17 protein-coding genes are annotated in these 17,836 nt (G+C 56.9%); 15 read left to right on the top strand and 2 right to left on the bottom strand.

The annotated features are described in order from the left end of the window. Positions 1–762 carry an SDR family NAD(P)-dependent oxidoreductase gene (locus AC13QO_RS22120; protein ID WP_488541834.1) on the bottom strand — a complete coding sequence of 254 codons (762 nt, stop codon included), beginning with the start codon at positions 760–762 and terminating at the stop codon, positions 1–3. A gap of 140 nt (positions 763–902) precedes the next feature. Between AC13QO_RS22120 and AC13QO_RS22115 the strand changes: the two genes are divergently transcribed. Continuing rightward, complete coding sequence (locus tag AC13QO_RS22115) at positions 903–1,775, top strand: LysR substrate-binding domain-containing protein (protein ID WP_488541833.1); 873 nt, start codon at positions 903–905, stop codon at positions 1,773–1,775. Positions 1,776–1,926: 151 nt separating this feature from the next. On the opposite strand, the gene AC13QO_RS22110 is transcribed toward AC13QO_RS22115, so the two are convergent. Then, positions 1,927–2,883, bottom strand: coding sequence for a LysR substrate-binding domain-containing protein (locus AC13QO_RS22110; protein WP_488541832.1), 957 nt, complete (start codon positions 2,881–2,883; stop codon positions 1,927–1,929). 159 nt (positions 2,884–3,042) lie between these two features. Between AC13QO_RS22110 and AC13QO_RS22105 the strand changes: the two genes are divergently transcribed. From AC13QO_RS22105 to AC13QO_RS22040, 14 genes are all read left to right on the top strand, one after another. Then, positions 3,043–3,834, top strand: coding sequence for an alpha/beta hydrolase (locus AC13QO_RS22105; RefSeq protein ID WP_488541831.1), 792 nt, complete (start codon positions 3,043–3,045; stop codon positions 3,832–3,834). 134 nt (positions 3,835–3,968) lie between these two features. After that, positions 3,969–4,568 carry an FMN-dependent NADH-azoreductase gene (locus AC13QO_RS22100; RefSeq protein ID WP_488541830.1) on the top strand — a complete coding sequence of 200 codons (600 nt, stop codon included), beginning with the start codon at positions 3,969–3,971 and terminating at the stop codon, positions 4,566–4,568. A 29-nt stretch (positions 4,569–4,597) separates the two neighbouring features. Continuing rightward, positions 4,598–4,906 (top strand): YciI family protein, encoded by a 309-nt coding sequence (locus AC13QO_RS22095; protein WP_488541829.1) that lies wholly within the window; start codon positions 4,598–4,600, stop codon positions 4,904–4,906. Between the two features lie 311 nt (positions 4,907–5,217). Further along, the gene (locus tag AC13QO_RS22090) at positions 5,218–5,601 is read left to right on the top strand and encodes a VOC family protein (protein ID WP_488541828.1); all 384 of its coding nucleotides are present in this window, start codon (positions 5,218–5,220) and stop codon (positions 5,599–5,601) included. A 440-nt stretch (positions 5,602–6,041) separates the two neighbouring features. Further along, a complete protein-coding gene (locus AC13QO_RS22085; protein WP_097592360.1) occupies positions 6,042–6,923 on the top strand; it encodes a dihydrodipicolinate synthase family protein in 882 nt (293 codons plus the stop codon). Positions 6,924–7,013: 90 nt separating this feature from the next. After that, positions 7,014–8,594, top strand: a complete 1,581-nt coding sequence (locus tag AC13QO_RS22080; protein ID WP_488541827.1) for an ABC transporter substrate-binding protein — start codon at positions 7,014–7,016, stop codon at positions 8,592–8,594. 67 nt (positions 8,595–8,661) lie between these two features. Continuing rightward, positions 8,662–9,633 carry an ABC transporter permease gene (locus tag AC13QO_RS22075; RefSeq protein ID WP_010067594.1) on the top strand — a complete coding sequence of 324 codons (972 nt, stop codon included), beginning with the start codon at positions 8,662–8,664 and terminating at the stop codon, positions 9,631–9,633. Between the two features lie 17 nt (positions 9,634–9,650). Continuing rightward, entirely contained in the window at positions 9,651–10,487 is an 837-nt protein-coding gene (locus AC13QO_RS22070; protein ID WP_488541826.1) for an ABC transporter permease, read from the top strand. Beyond that, positions 10,480–12,090 carry an ABC transporter ATP-binding protein gene (locus AC13QO_RS22065; protein WP_488541825.1) on the top strand — a complete coding sequence of 537 codons (1,611 nt, stop codon included), beginning with the start codon at positions 10,480–10,482 and terminating at the stop codon, positions 12,088–12,090. Before AC13QO_RS22070 ends, AC13QO_RS22065 begins: the two co-directional genes overlap by 8 nt. Before the next feature lie 13 nt (positions 12,091–12,103). Continuing rightward, positions 12,104–12,907 (top strand): IclR family transcriptional regulator, encoded by an 804-nt coding sequence (locus AC13QO_RS22060; protein WP_488541824.1) that lies wholly within the window; start codon positions 12,104–12,106, stop codon positions 12,905–12,907. Continuing rightward, on the top strand, positions 12,904–13,791 hold the full coding sequence (locus tag AC13QO_RS22055) for a Gfo/Idh/MocA family protein (protein ID WP_488541823.1): 888 nt from the start codon (positions 12,904–12,906) through the stop codon (positions 13,789–13,791). The genes AC13QO_RS22060 and AC13QO_RS22055 overlap by 4 nt, the downstream gene beginning before the upstream one ends. 287 nt (positions 13,792–14,078) lie before the next feature. After that, on the top strand, positions 14,079–15,494 hold the full coding sequence (locus tag AC13QO_RS22050; RefSeq protein WP_488541822.1) for a glucoamylase family protein: 1,416 nt from the start codon (positions 14,079–14,081) through the stop codon (positions 15,492–15,494). Beyond that, positions 15,484–16,461, top strand: coding sequence for an aminotransferase class IV (locus AC13QO_RS22045; RefSeq protein WP_488541821.1), 978 nt, complete (start codon positions 15,484–15,486; stop codon positions 16,459–16,461). The genes AC13QO_RS22050 and AC13QO_RS22045 overlap by 11 nt, the downstream gene beginning before the upstream one ends. A gap of 26 nt (positions 16,462–16,487) precedes the next feature. Then, complete coding sequence (locus AC13QO_RS22040; RefSeq protein ID WP_488541820.1) at positions 16,488–17,819, top strand: MFS transporter; 1,332 nt, start codon at positions 16,488–16,490, stop codon at positions 17,817–17,819. Positions 17,820–17,836: the final 17 nt, after the last annotated feature.

The raw sequence follows: 17,836 nt of genomic DNA, 5'->3' as shown, positions 1-17,836 counted from the left end.
TCAGTGGATCAGCATGCCGCCGTTGACGTCGATGACCGCTCCGGTGACGTAGGCCGACAGATCCGAGGCGAGGAACAGGTAGATATTCGCGACGTCGGCGGCCTCTCCGAGCCGGCTCAGGGGGATGCCCTTGATTATGTCGGCGCGCATCTCATCGGTGAGCTTGCCACCGGTGATATCCGTCTGGATGAGGCCGGGCGTGACGGAGTTGACGCGAATGCCGGCCGGACCGAATTCTCGCGCCATCGCTTTGGCGAGGCCGAGCACGCCTGCCTTGGCCGCGGAGTAATGAGGTCCGCCGAAGATGCCGCCGCCACGCTGTGCCGAGACGGAGGACATGCAGGCGATCGATCCACCACCATTGTCGCGCATGTAGGGGATGAAGGCCTGGCTCAGGAAGAGCACACCGGTCATGTTGACCGCCACGATCCGCTGCCAGTCGGCTTCGGTGATATCGAGCGTGCCGACCGGCTGGGTGATGCCGGCATTGTTGACGAGCGCGTTTACCGAACCGAACGAGGCGATCACCTTGGATGCGGCATCGGCGCAGGATGACTTGTCGGCGACGTCGCAGCACAGGCCGACATGGTTGCCGGACTTGACGCTCGGCAGCGCCGCGGCGGCCTCCGCAGCGGCGTCGTCATCGATATCGAGGATGGCGACGCGAGCGCCATGCTCGGCGAAAAGCTGCGCCGTCGCACGGCCGATGCCGCGCCTGCTCGCCGCGCCCGAAATGACCGCGGTCTTCCCATTGAGTAACATGTAATCTCCTCCCGATGCGTCCCGAGCATCTGGCAAATCTTTGACAAGTCAGTGGGCTTGTGGGTTCGAAACTGATCGAGTTGACGCCGTTCGACAAACGCGAAGTTTACAACGGTGGGTGAATCTGGTTCACTAATCCGATGTTGCAGATGGCCTCCCTCTCCGCGGTCCGCGTCTTTGAAGCCGCAGCCAGGCTGGCGTCTTTTCGCGCTGCAGCCGAGGAGCTGCACCTGTCACCAAGCGCCGTAAGTCATGCCATTGCAAAGCTCGAGCGTGACCTTGGCATCTCCCTCTTCGAGCGCAGCACGCGAAAGGTCACCCTGACTCTGGCGGGGCAGACGCTTCTGTCCCATGCCTCCAATGCCTTTGAAGAGCTTCGTCGCGGTGTTGAGATGATTTCATCCAACAAGACCCACCTGCTGCGGGTTCACTGCGCTCCGAGTTACGCCGCTCAGGTGCTCTCGGCACGTCTTCCCGACTTCCTGGGCAAGAACGAGGGGGTTGAGGTCCGGGTGGCGGCAAGCACAAACTATGCGCGTTTCGTGGACGGCCTGTTTGATGTCGACATCATCTACGGCGAACCATCCAACAGAGAAGATTTGATCGTCGTGCCGCTTGGAGAAGAGATCATTTCTCCGCTGTGTGCTCCAAAAATGGCTGAACGACTGGAAACTCCGCGGGACCTGGCGCGTCTTCCCCTCATCCGCAGCGACCTGAAAAGGATTCAATGGATCGACTGGTTTGAACTCAACAATCTCGGACCTCCGCCCCTGCCCGCCATGAGCTTCGATAGAAGCTTTCTGGCAGTCGACGCCGCGGCGAACGGGCTGGGAGTGGCGTTGGAGTCCAACACTCTGGCAAGGCGCGAGCTGGACAGCGGGCGTCTGGTTCGCCCGTTCAGCAACAGCCGTGACAACCGCTACATCGGCCACTACCTCGCCTATCCGAAGGCCGGCAGCCAACGGAGGCTATCGAAGATTTTCGCAGACTGGCTTACGTCGCAGGTTTTTTGACAATATGTTTGTCCTCCCGACAAAGCGGGGCATTGGAACCGTCTTAACTCATCAACACCGCGTCGTATATGAAAACGGAGCTGTTTACTGCGTCATTCTGGATGACAGCTCAATGCGGGCCGAACCTACAGGCCTCGTCTACACCAAGCGGTCATGATGTCCGATTTGAACCGAGGCTACCTGGGCTATAGCCATCGTCATATCCACCAGTCACCGCCGCAAGCATCCCCGGGAGCTCTTCGGCCAGGAAGTCGAGGAAAGCCCTCACCGCTGGCACGAGGCCCCTACGGGACGGAAACACGGCATGAAGACCGTGCGCGTGCAATCGAAAATGCGGCAAGACCTTCACCAGGCGGCCGTCGCGAATGGCGTCTCCGCAAATATTGACCGGCAGACGTGCGACACCAATTCCGGCTAACGCAGCCTGACACAGCACATAGACATCGTCAGTCATGAGCGTCGGCAGATATTCGATGTCGATGGAAACACCATCCGGCTTCAGCAAACTCCAGAAGTTCCTCTCGCCTCTCACGCCGGCAGGCCCGACGCCTGGCTTCCGCTGCAAAGAATCCGCGCTGCCGAAAGGACCGTGGGTGGCTATGAATTCCGGGCTTGCCACAAGCATCTGCTCGCTCGTTCCCAAATTGCGAACGACAAGATTGGAATCGTCAAGACTCGATCTGATCCTGAGGGCGACGTCATAGCCTTCTGCGATTACATCCACGCGCCGATTCGTCAGATCGAGTTCAAACTGGACTGCGGGATTTGCCTTCAGGAATTTGCCCAACACCGGTGCGAGGTAGAGGTGCGCGACACCAATCGGACAACCGACCTTCAGCCGACCTGTGGGATGTTCTCCTGCTGAGGCTGCGACTTCGAGTGCCGCCTGGGCGCTTTCCGCCATGGACTCGCAGTGCGGCAGGAGCGCTTGCCCGACTTCCGTCACGTGGAGAGCCCGCGTCGAGCGCTGCAGAAGCCGCACGCCCAGTCGTCGCTCCAGGCCGGCGATACGGCGACTTACCTTGGATTTCGGCAGTCCGTGTGCCAATGCCGCAGCGGAGAAGCTACCATGGTGCACGACAGCGGCAAACAGCATCAGGTCATTCAAGTCTTCCAAACGCTGCCACCCCGTATGATCGCATTGTTGCTTCAATAGAACAATCAGTCCCGATTCATACCCCTAATGCGACATTTGCCAACCCGCTATCTTGCAATCGAACTCACATCGGCAAGACGCCGACCGCAAATCCGCCGGAGACACGACGACATGTCCGTCCTGAATAGAAGAAGCTTGATCGCGATGTCAGCGGCCGGCGCTCTTGCGGGAATCATGCGGCAGCGGGCATCCGCGCAGACAGGAACAAACGAAATGGCTGAACAGAAAACAAAAAACGTAGTGCTGGTGCATGGCGCATTTACAGACGGCAATTGCTGGAGCGAAGTCTTCCTCCGGCTTGCCTCAAAGGGATACACCGTCACGGCCGCACAAATCCCCCTGACATCGCTCGCCGATGACATCGCCTACATCAAAAATGTCCTGAGCCGCCAGTCCGGCCCTGTCGTACTGGTGGGGCATAGCTGGGGCGGCATGGTCATCACTGAGGCCGGGCTTTCGCCGAACGTCACGTCTCTCGTCTATGTGTCGGCGCTGGTGCCTGATGAGAATGAGTCGGCCATTGACCTTCAAAATCATGGTTCGCCTTCTTCCGGCATGGAAGGAGCGCGCCCCGACTGCCGCAATTCGCTCTGGTTCGACCCGGCTTACTATGGGCCCGCGCTCGCAGGCGATCTTCCGCCCGAGAGGATCCAGCTTCTTGCCGCCACACAGAAGCCTATCGCCGCAACCTCGTTCGGTGAAAAGGTAGTCGGCACCGCTTGGAAGAAAAAGCCGTCTTGGTATCTTCTGTCCAGGAGCGACCGAGCGCTTGCGCCCGAACTCCAGAGCTGGATGGCTCACCGCAGTCAGGCTGCCATAACGGAGGTCTTCTCGAGCCACATGTCCCTGATATCCCATGCAGATGTCGTCACCGCACTGATCGAAGACGCCGCACAAGCCTGAGCTGCGGGCGCGTCGACCAGGCGACCCGCCCCTTATCCCCGAGTGACCGCGGCCATGCTCGCCATGCCGGCGATCATCCGCGTCCGTTGTCCATCGACTGAACGCGCCGTGAGAGGCGCATGAAAGGAATTCTCATGAAGATACTGCAAATCAATTCCAGCGCGCGAATTGACGGCTCCGCCTCCTCCGCTCTTGCCGACGCCATCGCCCGCCATCTGAGAAGGATTGATCCGGACGCTGTCGTCCAGATTAAGAACCTGGCCGTCGATCCGATCCAGCCGCTCGATGAACTGGCGGTCGCGGCACGGATGCTCCCTCCCGACGCGCGAACGCCAGATCAGACCGCCCGAGCGCTCGAAGACGAACGTCACGTCGTTGAACTCCTGGCGGCGGATATCATCGTCATCGGTGCGCCGATGTACAACTTCAACATTCCATCCCAGTTGAAGAACTGGATCGATGCCGTCGCCAAGCCGGGTGCGACATTCAGTTATACGGAGACCGGACCGATCGGCTTGGTGAAGGGCAAGAGGGCGATCATCGCCCTGACGCGGGGCGGCTTCTACAGGGAAACGCCCGCCGACACGCCGGCGCAGTATCTTAGATACATGCTGGGCTTTCTCGGCATCACGGACGTCCAGCTCATCTATGCTGAAGGGATGGCGGGCGGCCCGGAAATGACCGCCAAAGCATTCCGCGACGCCGACGAGCAGATCCTGAACCTCGTGGCATAGTTCTTCCACTCCTTTAAGGAAATCCATCAATGCTTTATGTCGTTACTCTCACCTACATCCGCCCCATGGATGATATAAAAGCCCATCTCGACACCCATCGCGAATGGCTCGCCGAACATTTGAAGGCGGGAGCAATTATCGCCGCTGGCCCTATGGAACCGGCTGTTGGCGGAATCGTCCTTGCCCATTGCGCCAGCCGGGAAGAACTCGACGCAATGCTGAAAACCGACTCCTTCCACAGGCAGAATCTGGTCGAATATGACATACGCTGCTTCAAACCCGCCCTTGGCGCGGAAGCCTTTGCGGAAGCTTTGACTCTGAAACCAAACCTGATCTGAGCGACCACGATGCTACTCTGACAACGCTGCTGAGGCCGGAGACTTTATCGAACGCAGTGCAGACAGAATACTTTCTGCATCCGCTTCGTCAGCGCTCCACATCGAGAGGTGACCGAGGCGGTCCGCAATGACGCCTCGCAACAGGCGAACACATTTTGCTATTTTACATTTGGCTCGATGGTAGGCGAAAGAGAGGCCCGCAAGCGGAAGGATCGGTCCCGGAACCCGTGCCCCTGACGCTTGTGCAACCGCTGCGCCTACGCCGTGTTGCTGCGGAAACCCCTGTCGTTTTGAATCGGAAAGGAAATGACTTGCATATTGCACACGTTGCGATTTGGACTCCCGACCTCGACCGACAGGTTGCATTCTGGCAGACTTATTTCGATGCCGAGATTGGGGAGCCCTATCATAGCAAGCGCCGAGAAGGTTTCGTTTCGCGCTTCATCAAGCTTGCCGACACAGGTGCCGAAATCGAGCTCATGACCGGACCGTGGATTGGTCCCAGTGAAGATCGGGAAGCAAGCGGATGGGATCATATTGCCATATCTCTCGGGAGTCAGAGGGCGGTCGACGAAATGGCCGCCAGATGCAAGGACGACGGGATCCTAGTTTCGGGTCCACGAATGACGGGCGACGGCTATTACGAGGCCGTCATCGCGACGCCTGACGGCTCGCGCGTCGAGATAACCTCCTAATCGCAAAGTCCGGACAACGAGTGCCGGACTTCATCATCAATCCGTGAGACATGGCGGTGGATACTGCCGTCCCTGATCAGTTGCAACGACGGGGCCGTGAAGGGGCATCGCCGCTGGCAATATTGTCGTATTCCGTGCATGCGTCAGGCTTGTTCGAAGCGGCAACAGCCAGACACGGCTGGGTTCTGCGGCAGCGCAACTGAGATCGCGAGCTCTCTGCAACCCTTTCATCGTCTCCTTTCTCGTGTGAAAACACGCAACTTCCTGTCCATTCCACCGGCTTGAACGTCAAAGAACTGGTCCCACGGGCGTTCGCACTTTGATGATAAGTGACGCACTGTGACGCGCCCGCCTTAAAGGCGAGTTGACACACCACGCCTGCTTCTGGATTATTTCACTGTACGAGAGTTACTTTCACTCAGTGAAATAGGAAAGAGACCATGACAAAACAAACGCTGTCCAAGGAAGAGATAAGCGGCGTCATCCCGCCACTCGTTTCCACATTTGCGGCGGACGGCAGCCTGGATTTCGAGCTGTTCCGAAATGAACTGCGCTTCATGGAATCCGTCGGTGTGAGGCTGGCTGTCGTTGGAGGCAGTACGGGCTCGGGAGACGAGTTGAGCGCCGAGGAGCTGGGCCAGCTTGTCAATGAGGCCGTGCAGAACAGCCACATTCGCATTATCGCCGGCGTCATCACGACCACGACGAAGGACGCTATCCTAAGGGGCCAAAAAGCAAAAGAGGCTGGCGCAAGCGCGTTGATGGTCGGGCCGCCGATCTATACGACGCCGTCGCAGGAGGGCCTCGAGGCGTTCGTCCGAGACATCCATGACGCGACGCAAATGCCGATCATTTTCTATAACCACTTTTTCAGCCCTCCGTCGGTAATGCAGCGCATCGCCAAGCTAACCGGTGTCATTTGCGTAAAAGAGGTTGCCCTTGAACCGGTCGCGGAGCTTGTCCAGACCGTTGGAGATCGCGTCGCAATTGCTGCCGGCGCGGATAGCGTGAACATCGCAAGTTTTTTGTTGGGCGCAGACGCCTCGATCTCCGGCGTGAACACTGTCATTCCGAAAGAATACGGCGAAATTTACCGGGCGCACCTGGAAGGCGATTACAGGCGGGGACGTGAATTAACGGAAAGAATCGCGCCTCTTGCCCGAGAGATGATCAAGCCAGCCAACTTTCCCGCACGCGTCAAGTTCGCCATCAATCTGCTTGGCCGCAAGGTAGGCGAGCCCAGGAAGCCCAGCGGCGATCTGGCCATGGAAGATCAAGACAATATTCGCGCTGCACTGCGCCACGCCGGACTTATCGCCTAGGCCAGGACGTGCCGAAGGATGTCGGATCACCATGAGTGTTCCGACATCTCATCCTCTCGCCGTTACAACACAAAAAAGGGAGCAGCTGTTATGAAAGAGACGAGCATCAACATCTTCACATCGACCACCATGCCGCGCCGCAATTTCCTCAAAGCGGGTCTGGCAGTCGGGTCATGCATCGCACTAGCCCCGGCGATCGCGGATCGAGCTCATGCCGGTGAACCGTCCCGCGGCGGCACTCTGCGTGTTGGTCTCGGCGCAGCAGGCGCTAAGTCGTCGCTCAACCCGTTTATCTCGACGGGAGACATGGACTTCGCCGTCGCTCAATCGATCTACGACCGATTAACTGATTTCGACGGCAACGGACACATTTACAACAGCCTGGCGGAGGACTTCAGCCACAACAAGGAAGGGAACGTCTGGAAAATTCGAATTCGCAGCGGGGTTGTGTGGCACGATGGAACGCCGTTTTCAGCCAAAGATGTTGTGTACTCGCTGCAGTACATGCTCACGCCGGAAAACAAGGCCGACGGCTTCACCAACCTGTCGGGCTTGATGAAGCCCTCCGATATTCGAGCACTCGACGACAGCACCGTCGAAGTCTCGCTCGCTAAACCTTACGCACTTCTGCCCCAGGCTCTTGGGAGCAAAGTGATGTTTCTTGTGAAAGATGGCACCAAGGACTTTACTCAGCCGGTCGGCACCGGACCCTTCAGATTCGTCGAATGGAGCCAGGGCCAACGGGTGACGCTGAAGCGGAACGATGCCTTCCGCAAACCGGGAATGCCGTATCTCGACGGTGTCGAATTCATTGCTATCAATGATCCGACGGCGCGGATGAACGCGCTAATTGCTGACCAGGTCGATGTTGTCGCACAACTCGATGGCAACCTTGCGCGTATCGTCGAGGCGAACCCTGCGATGGCTTTGTTGCGCTCAACGAGCGCAGCTACGACAGACCAGTTCATGATGGTCGGCCAGAAGCCGTTCACCGATGTCCGCGTACGTCAAGCGATGCGGCTTCTTGTCGACCGCGAACAGTTGGTGGCTAACGCCCTGGCCGGCTACGGCATGATCGGCAACGATCTTCATTGCATAACCGACCCCGACTACGCGTCCGCGCTGCCGCAAAGGCAGCACGATCCGGATCACGCCCGATCGCTCCTGAAACAGGCAGGATACGACAACGATCTATCATTTGAGCTGTACACCTCGGACGCCGCGCCGGGAATGTTGGCATCCGCGACCCTCATTGCAAACCAAGCGAAGCAGGCAGGGGTGAAAATCGATCTAACCGTCGTTCCACCTGACAGTTATTACTCCGGCCCGAAATTCAAGAAGACGGCTATGGCCAGTTCAGATTGGGGACAACACACAATCGAATCCGTTTTTGGACAGGCCTATGCCCGCGGGGCATATTGGAACGAACCGGATTGGACGAACGACGCCTTCGACAAGTGGGTTTCCATGGCTCGCACGACGTTCGATCCGTCTCGACGGAAGGACTATCTCTTTGAAGCGCAAAAGATCATCTGGGAAGACGGCGGCTATATAATCTGGGGCTTTAGAGACCTCTTGGATGCGGCAAATGTTCGTGTGAAAGGGCTTTCTCCTTCCAGTCAACGCAATCTCGGCTACTACCGGTTCGAAGGCATTTCGCTCGAAGCCTAAAATCCACCCGAACCTAGCGATTGCCCCGCCTCCCCGAGGTGGGGCAACATCAAGAAGGGAGCCATGGATGGTTACTGCCCGTCTTTCAAAGTTGGTGATGGCAAGACTAGCGCTGTCTGTTTTCACGTTGATAGCCGTCTCGGCTGTCGTCTTCACCGCGACACTTTTTCTTCCGGGAGATCCTGCAAGGGCCGCACTCGGCCCCAAAGCTGATCCTGCCGCCGTGGAAGCCTTGCGCACCGAGTTCGGCTTGGACCGACCGGCAATCTCTCAATATCTCTCATGGGCTTCCGGCGTAGCGTCGGGGGATTTCGGCAGATCAATTCCATCGGGTCGTCCAGTTTGGGAGATGATCCGGCCGAAGGCGATCAATACCGTCATCCTCACTGTCTCTTCGCTTCTGGCGCTGATTCCGCTCTCGTTTTTGCTCGGGACCGCCGCTGCGGTATGGAAGGACAGATTGCCCGACCACATCATCACGGTCCCGACAATCGTACTTGTCGCACTCCCGGAATTTGTCGTCGGCACGGTCCTGATCGTTGTCTTCGCCGTCGGTCTCAATTTCCTTCCGCCGGTATCACTGATCCAAGGCAACAGAACGCTGCTCTCGCAGTCGACCCTCTTCATTTTGCCTGTCATTACACTCCTTTGCACCACACTGGCCCAGGTCGTTCGCATGGTGCGGGCTGTGGCCATCGAGGTCCTTTCGGCGGAGTACGTGTACATGGCTCGCCTTAGGGGCCTCAGCCCGGCTCGTGTGCTGATACGCCATGTCTTTCCGAATGTCGTAACGCCGTCGATCCAGACCATCGCACTGAACGCCGCCTGGCTCGCAGGTGGGGTCGTCGTTACCGAGGCCGTGTTCCAACTGCCTGGTATCGGCAGCGCATTTGCAGACGCGGTTATCAACCGCGATATGCCCACGGTCTTGGCCATAACTCTTTTGATTACAGGAACTTATGTGCTGATCAATCTGGTGTCCGAGGTTCTCATCATGCTTCTCAATCCTCGACTGCGAGCCCAAAACGCTTCGCTTTGATACGTGAGGAGGAACAAATGCTTCGAACTATGCTGATTATGTTTTCTAACCGCGCATCATGGATCGCGTTGCTTCTCACGATCATAATCGTCGGTGTCGCAACGATCGGACCATGGCTCACCCCTTACGCGTACGACGAAATCGTCGGCCCCCCTTTTTCGCAATTATCGCGTGATCACATCCTGGGAACGGATTTTCTAGGGCGAGACGCTTTCAGCCGTTTTCTCTCCGGAGGTCAAACGGTTTTGATGATAGCGGTTCTGGCAACGACCTTGGCTTTTCTGATCGCAGTACCCATCGGCATATTGTCAGGTCTTCGTCGAGGCTCGTTCGACCATACTCTCGTCGCGCTCTCCGACATTGTTTATGCCTTACCTCCTGCGATCTTCCTGCTTGTGCTGCTTGCGGCAACCGGCCCAAGCCTTACCACTGTGATATTTGGCATCGTCTTCATCCACGTCCCACGTGTTCTAAGAATTGTTCGATTGATCACGATCGACATATCTCGAAACGAGTACGTTGAAGCCGCATTCGTCAGAGGTGAACGCTGGCTGGCGGTGTGTCTCAAGGATATCCTTCCAAATATTCTCCCTCCGGTGTTGGCGGATTACGGCGTTCGGCTCTGCGGATCGATCATCCTTTACGCCTCGCTCAGTTATCTTGGCCTGGGGCTGCCACCTCCTGCAGCGGATTGGGGAATGATGATCAGTGAGAACCGCTTGGGCATCACCATCTCTCCCTGGCTTGCCATAGCGCCCGCGGCAGCGATAGCGATCTTCTCGGTGGCCGTGAACGTCCTGACCGACAACTTCGCCCGTTCCATCGGCCATTCGAAGAGGCAGGAAAATGCTTAATCCCCCGTTGCTTGTTCAGAACTTGTCGATGCGCGACACCGAGGGCCGCATCATCGTAGACGACGCCTCGATTACCGTCGGCGAGGGCGAAGTGCTCGCCATTATCGGGGAATCAGGATCTGGCAAAACATCGTTAGCTCTTGGCCTGCTTGGTTTTGCGCGCCCCGGTATGGTGTTTGGTGGTGGCAAGGTAATCATCGATAACAAGGACATTTTGGCAATCCCAGATCGCGAGCTGCGCGACTATCGCGGAAGCAAGGTTTCACTGGTCCCGCAAAACCCGACAACGAGCTTTAGTCCGCGCATGCGGGTCGGCGATCAAATCGCCGAACTGTTGCATGTTCACGGTTATCCGGCGTCGAAGATCGCCGAAATGAGGCGGGATATGCTCAAGGACGTAGGCTTGCCGACCGATGCCGGCTTCCTGCGCCGTTACCCGTTTGAACTTAGCGGCGGTCAACTGCAGAGGGTCGCGATTGGAATGGCCTTCATCACTCGTCCTCGCGTGATCGTCATGGACGAACCAACGACCGGGCTAGACGTCTCCACACAGCAAACCATCTTGAATTTGATACGCGAACTAGTCCAGACGTCGAGGGCGAGTTTTGTCTATGTCACGCATGACTTGGCGGTCGTGCATAATATTGCGGACACGGTCGCCGTTATGCTCGGCGGCAAGATTATTGAAAGTGGCACAAAGGAACAGATTTTCACCAGTCCAGCAACCGAGTACACTCGCATGCTCCTTAGCACGGTCCCGCAGTTGCCCCAACGCTGCAAGGCTGAGGAAGAACCCGGGGCGCCGGACGGAGCGTTGCCAGCTTTGCTTCAGGTAGAGGACTTGAACGTTTCTTACGGCCCGATGCGGGTTGTTCATGGAATCTCGTTTTCAATTGGCCACGGCGAATGCCTGGCTCTCGTCGGCGGCAGCGGCAGCGGAAAAACAACTACCGGACGGTGCATTGCCGGTCTCCATGCGAGCGGTCAGGGTCGAATCACTTTCCAAGATGCGGCTCTCAATTTCGGCTATGCGAACCGTTCGCGGGCACAATTGTCAGCCCTTCAGATTGTTTTTCAAAACCCTGATCGTTCCCTTAACCCGCGCGAATCCATCCATGATGCGGTCGGCCGCGCGGCGATGCTCACGGGTGCGAATAGAAGCTCAATCGGGCCCAAAGTGACGCAATTGCTCGAAAGGGTCCGCCTGCCCAAACGGGTTTCCAACTTGTATCCAGCCGACCTTTCCGGCGGGGAGAGGCAACGTGTCGCAATCGCCCGGGCTCTTGCAATGGACCCCGGTTTGTTGATCTGCGACGAGATCACATCGGCACTCGACGTCTCCGTACAAGCCGCCGTTATTGATCTATTGATGGAGCTGAAGCGCGATGGGCTATCGATGCTATTCATAACGCACAACCTCCCACTCGTCTCCGAGATTGCCGAATCCATCATCATATTGAAGAATGGTGAGGTGGTGGAACGCGGATCCGCCGCTGGGGTTCTGCGTGCTCCCCGGCACGAATATACCAAGCTGCTCTTGGATGCGGCTCCGAGAGTTCAATCTACGCGCCTCGCGCCTCGCGTGGTTCAGTTTCCAAGTTAGCAAGGATAGGCGGATGGAATCAGAAAGCGGAAAGTCCAGCAAGTTTGATGCAGTCGACCGAGCGGTGGCAATCCTCTCGGCGCTTGGCTCCGCCAGCGGTCCAAGTTCTTTGTCGCAGATCGCTCGTGAGGTAGGATTGGGGCAACCGACGACGTCTCGCTATCTATCCAGCTTAGTAGGCCACGGGTACGTCGAACGAGACGGGAGTGGCCGGTATGTCCTCGGCATTGGGGTTTATCTCCTGGGCCAAAAAGCTCTCCAACATCGAGACGTACGACACCTGGCACGGCCGCAGCTTGAAGCGCTTCACCGTCGCTATAATGAAACGGTCAGCCTTGCGCTTTGGATTCATAAGGAGCTGGTGGTCATTGATTGTATCGAGGCCACTCAGGCACTTAAGCAGGGAGCAACAGTGGGGTTGCCAAACCCATGGCACGCAAGTTCGCTTGGCAAATCGATTCTGGCCTGGTTGGACGAGGAGACACTCAACATTCTGTTGCCTCCGTCGGCGCTGGATACGTTTACCAGAAACACGTTGTCGACAAGAGCCTCGCTTGAGGCGCAGTTCCAAACTATCCGCGCGCTCGGCTTTGCGGTCGATGACGAGGAATCGTCGCTCGGCGGGCGATGCATTGGTGCCCCCGTATTTGACGCGACGGGGCGTCCAAAAGGAGCAATCAGCATGAGCGGCCCCGTCAGCCGCCTTGTCTCCGAAGAAATTCCATCGATCGGTCTTGTTGTCTCCGAAGCCGCAAAAGAAATTTCTCGTGCGTTGGGATACCAAGAATCGCCGAAACCCAGGATCCGAACGGCATGAAAATAGGTCTGGTCGGTACCGCTCACTGGGCATCGGAAATTCATGCTCCGGGGCTTGCCCGGGACCCAGGCGTAACATTCGTTGGCGTCTGGGGACGAGATCCCATCAAGACAACGGAGCTGGCCGCAGAACACAAGGTTGCGGCCTATGATGATTTTGACCGGTTTTTGTCCGATGTAGACGCTGTAGCCTTCGCCGTCGCGCCTGGAGCCCAAGCCAAATTGGCGAAAACGGCCGCGGAACACGGAAAGCATGTGCTTCTTGAGAAGCCGATCGCACTCACGGTGGACGACGGCCTCGCCATAAGTGAGGCTATACGCAAGAGTGGCGTACGCTCAGTTCTTTTCCTAACGCGCCTATTTCACCCCGAACTTCGATCGCAACTTGCGCAGGCTGCTAAAGCGCCCGGGTTGAGGCATGGACGAGTGCGGATCGTGGCGAATTCCATGAGAGTTCCGTCGCCATACATCAATTCAACTTGGCGACAGAGTCCGCGCGCTGCGCTTTATGATCTCGGTCCACACGCACTTTCCGTCTTGCAGTATGTTCTTGGGAGCATTGCTAAGATTTCCGCCGACCTCGATCCCAAAGGTCATATTCTGCTCTCCGCCCGTCATGAAAGCGGTGCCACCTCGGATGCCGAGTTGGCCTTAAGCGCCCTCGATGAGGACCTCGCAAGCGAAACCACCTTCGCTTGGAGTGGAGGCAAGGTCGAGCTGCCGCACATTGACATGGTAAATGGCGGTGCTGCAGAGGCCTACCGCGAGGCAATACGTCAGCTGATTGGCGAAAACGGCACGGAACCCTATTGCGACGTGTCGGACGGTTTGCGCCTTCTCAGGCTCGTTGCGGAATGCGATGGGCAACTCCGTATCTCGAAATAGCGTCGCATCAGCCTCCGACAACAACATGCTGAGTGGCACTGCAAGCGCCAGATGAGATCCAATTTCCCTCGGGCCTGGCTTAATTGATTGCGGCGGATCACTGCCGATCGAAGCAATGTGACGCGAACTCTGCGCACATTCGACACCACAAATTGCAGGTTGCGAAGTGCGCAAACATGGCTGCGGATGTAATCCTCGTGATTGCTGTGTCTATCGATACGTGCCAGCAAAACCTGCGCACCAGAGACTGACTGAATTCCTGCGAACATTCAATAATGCGAGCCAAAATGACGACTGTGAGTGCTTCCTTGGACAGTGACGGTGCGGCGAACCAGTCTTTGTTCGCGGCACCACCTAGCAAGCCTGAGTACACAGCGCTTCCCAACCTGCTTGACACCATTCAACGACAGCATGCCGCATTTTTTTGGGATGCCGATATGGCGACAGGCCTTCCCTATGACAGGCGAGGAACCAACGGCGAGGTGATATCGGATCTGGTTTCGCTCGGAGGCGTTGGCTTCGGGATAATGGCGATAATCGTGATGGCTCATCGCGAATGGTTGGCGCGGGAGCGTGCCGCCTTGCGTGTTTCGACAATCATCGAGGCTTTGCGGAAGATAACAAGATATCGCGGGGGTTTCCCGCACTTTGTGAAAGCCAGCGATCTCAACTCAGTCCCCCTGGTGCCTATGGACGACGGTGCGGACCTAGTCGAAACAGCTTTACTCGTGCAGGGACTTATATGCGCTCGCGAATATTTTGATGAGAAAACGCGAGTCGAAGACAACATCCGACAACAAGTTGATGAAATTGTCACGGCGATCGAATGGAGCGGCTTCGTACATCCGGGAGCCCGGCCATCGTTGTTTTGGCACTGGAGTCCAAAACACCAATGGTCCCTGAATGTGCCTATTACTGGGTGGAATGAGGGGCTCGTTGCCTATGTACTCGCGGCGGGTTCGCGAGACCACTTTATTGACCCGCAGGTCTTCCAACTCGGATGGAGAAACGAGGGAAAGTACCGAAACGGTAACAGCTATTATGGCCATAGCCTTCCCGCCGGCTCGCCATACGGCGGTCCTCTCTTTCTCTCTCAGTACTCGTTCTGCGGCTTAGATCCGCGGGGTCTTTTCGATGACCACATCGACTATTGGGACCAAGTCGTCGCTCATTGCAGAATTAACTATGAGCATTGCAGACGAAACCCGAAGGGACACATTGGTTATGGGGCATATGGTTGGGGCCTGACGGCATCAGATGGTCCCAAAGGCTACCTCGTGAGTTGCCCCCAAAATGATGTCGGCGTTATTGCCCCGACAGCCGCGCTATCGAGCTTCCCGTTCCTGCCCGACCAAGCAGAAGCTGCGGCACGGGCATTTTTCTCTTATGGAAACGGACGCTTGTGGGGAGCGTTCGGCTTTGCTGATGCCTTCGCTCCCGCTCAAAATTGGGTCTCCAATTGCAATCTGGCGATCAACCAGGGGCCGATCGTTGCAATGATCGAGAACTATCGCACAGGTTTGCTGTGGCGCTTGTTTATGAAAGCTCCGGAAGTTGTAACAGGATTATCCCGTTTGGGGATTGGGAGGCGGCAACACCACCGAACGGATTCCGCAGTTCTGCTGGCTAACGACAGCTGCATATATGCGAGGAGAAAAGTTCAAAGCGCAGGTGCGCCGGAGAGAGAAGGTTGTGAGCAATAAGCTTGTTTGGCCAGCCCCCACCTCGGATGTGCCCGATCGCGGCGAGGAATCCGCCTTTCAGAAAGGCTCCGCCTATGTCGATGGAAAAATTATACCAATCGAAGAGGCGAAGGTGCCACTTTTAGACTGGGGCTTTCTGCGTTCGGACGCGTGTCAGGACACAGTGTCGGTGTGGGATGGCAGCTTTTTCCGTTTGACTGACCACCTGGATCGATTTGAGCGATCTGTCCAGCGCCTTCGGATGGATACAACTCCTGTTACAAGAAGCGATATCCACCGGATAGTCCACAAACTCGTTGCCGTGTGCGGTTTCCGTGATGCTTACGTTCAAATCATCATGACCCGCGGGCGGCCCCCGATCGGTAGTCGCGATCTTCGTTTATGCTCGAACAGCTTCCAGGCATTCTGCGTGCCGTACATGTGGATCGCGAACCCCGAAAAGCAGGAAATTGGCATGGCAGTGCACGTCAGCCGGCGCGTCCGAATTCCACCTCAGTCCGTCGATCCGTTGGTGAAGCATTACCATTGGCTCGACTTTGAGATGGGCTTGTTCGAAGCTTACGAGAACGGTGCCGATACGGTGGTTCTCACTGATCTCGATGGCAATATCACAGAGGGGCCCGGCTTCAACGTTTTCGCGGTGATCGACGGAGTTCTGAGGACCCCTTCTTTCGGCATGCTGGATGGAATGACCAGGAGGACAGTTATGGAACTGTGCAACGAGCTGAATCTCGATGTCACGCAAGAGACCATTTCTTTGGAGCGGCTTCTAATCGCCTCGGAAATCTTCCTTACGACGACCGCAGGCGGGATTATCCCGGTCTCTTCGGTGAACGGAACAGGAATCGGTTTCGGCTCAGTGGGTGAACAAACTCGCCGCATTCACCGGTCATACTGGGATAAGCGAAGCAGCGGATGGTATGGCGAGCCTGTCGCCTACGCCCAAAAAGCTCTCTTGGAGCCCTAGTCACCTGAAGAAATGGGTGGGTTACAGTGGCAGCCTGGCAGATGAAGCCGGCAGGCCGGTTACTGGTTGCCGCCAATGTTGTCGACCGGTTGATTTCTCTAGTGCTCATCATCTGCGGTCACTGCACCTTTCTCTTGAACGGAACGCGAAAATTGGAAGCCCTCGACAAACAATCCAGACTCAGGCAGTTCGTTTCGTCTCCCCTCTATCTGGGCGCAGCAATCGCCATGTTCCTGTCTGGCATCGGGATGTCGGCCGCAGCCCCGCAAATTGTTTTGTTCCTCGTGAGAGAACTTAATGCGCCGATTGCCGCTGCAGGCCTCTTCTACTTGACCAACTTGGCAGCACCTATTGCCGGTTATGCGATCGGAAGCTTCTCCGATCGAACAGGTGACCGGCTTGGGCTTTTTCGCATATGCGCCCTTTTAGGTTCCATCGGCTGGGCCGGGATCGCGCTCTCGATCAGCAGTTGGATGCCCTTTGTGATCAATGCTGCCGTGCTTGCATTTTCAGGAGCAGCCGCCTCGCAGCTTTTTGCTGCGATTCATGACGACATCCAAGCCAGGGAGACGGCGGCGAGTGACGACATTGTTTCCATCGTGCGTATGGCGCTCACTGCCGGCTGGGTTGTCGGTCCCGTGGTGGGGACGTGGATAACCGCGCAGTTCGGAATTCGCGCCATGCTATGGTTTACCGCCTTGTGCTTTCTCCTTCAGATTGCCCCTTTAGGCACACTCGCCACCCCGTCGCTGGAAAAATGGTTTGGACCAACGGCAAGGCCACTTCGCCAGCGAAATCTAAAGGAGATGCTCCCTCTCCTGGGTTTCACTGGTCTCTTCGTCCTCGTCTACGCGGGAGAGTCGATCAAATATGGCTTCCTTCTGTTGTATATGGACGAGGGCCTTGGTCTTGATGCTGCTACACGCGGGGCTGTCATCGGAATTCAGCCTCTTGTAGAGCTGTTGATTATGCCATTTGCCGTCCTCCTCGCACGTAAAATAGGTATGCTTTGGCTAATGTGTGGCGCTGCGATCCTTGGAGTTCTCGCCAACATCTGTTTTGCGGCTTGGAGCAGCGCCATGGGTATGTTCGCCGGGCAAATCCTCATGGGCGGCGTGTGGGGCGTATTTGCTGCATTGGGAATTATTGCCGCGCAACGATTGCTTCCAACGGCTGTGGCAACGGCGTCAGCCATCTTCATGAGTTCTACCGCGCTCAGCAGCGCGCTTGGCGGAGCCGCAGGCGGATTGGGTGTTGCCCAGTTTGGTCTTCCACATGTGTTTCTCTTGCCCGCGGCCTTTTCCGCTGTGGCCGTTATAGGGCTGGCATGCATGGCGAGGTCTATGAAGTTCTCATAGCTCTCGGCAAGCGTCAC

The sequence above is a fragment of the Rhizobium sp. CNPSo 3670 genome (assembly GCF_057784555.1).
Note: the sequence above shows the minus strand (reverse complement) of the source record. Positions and strands in the feature narration are given on the sequence as shown.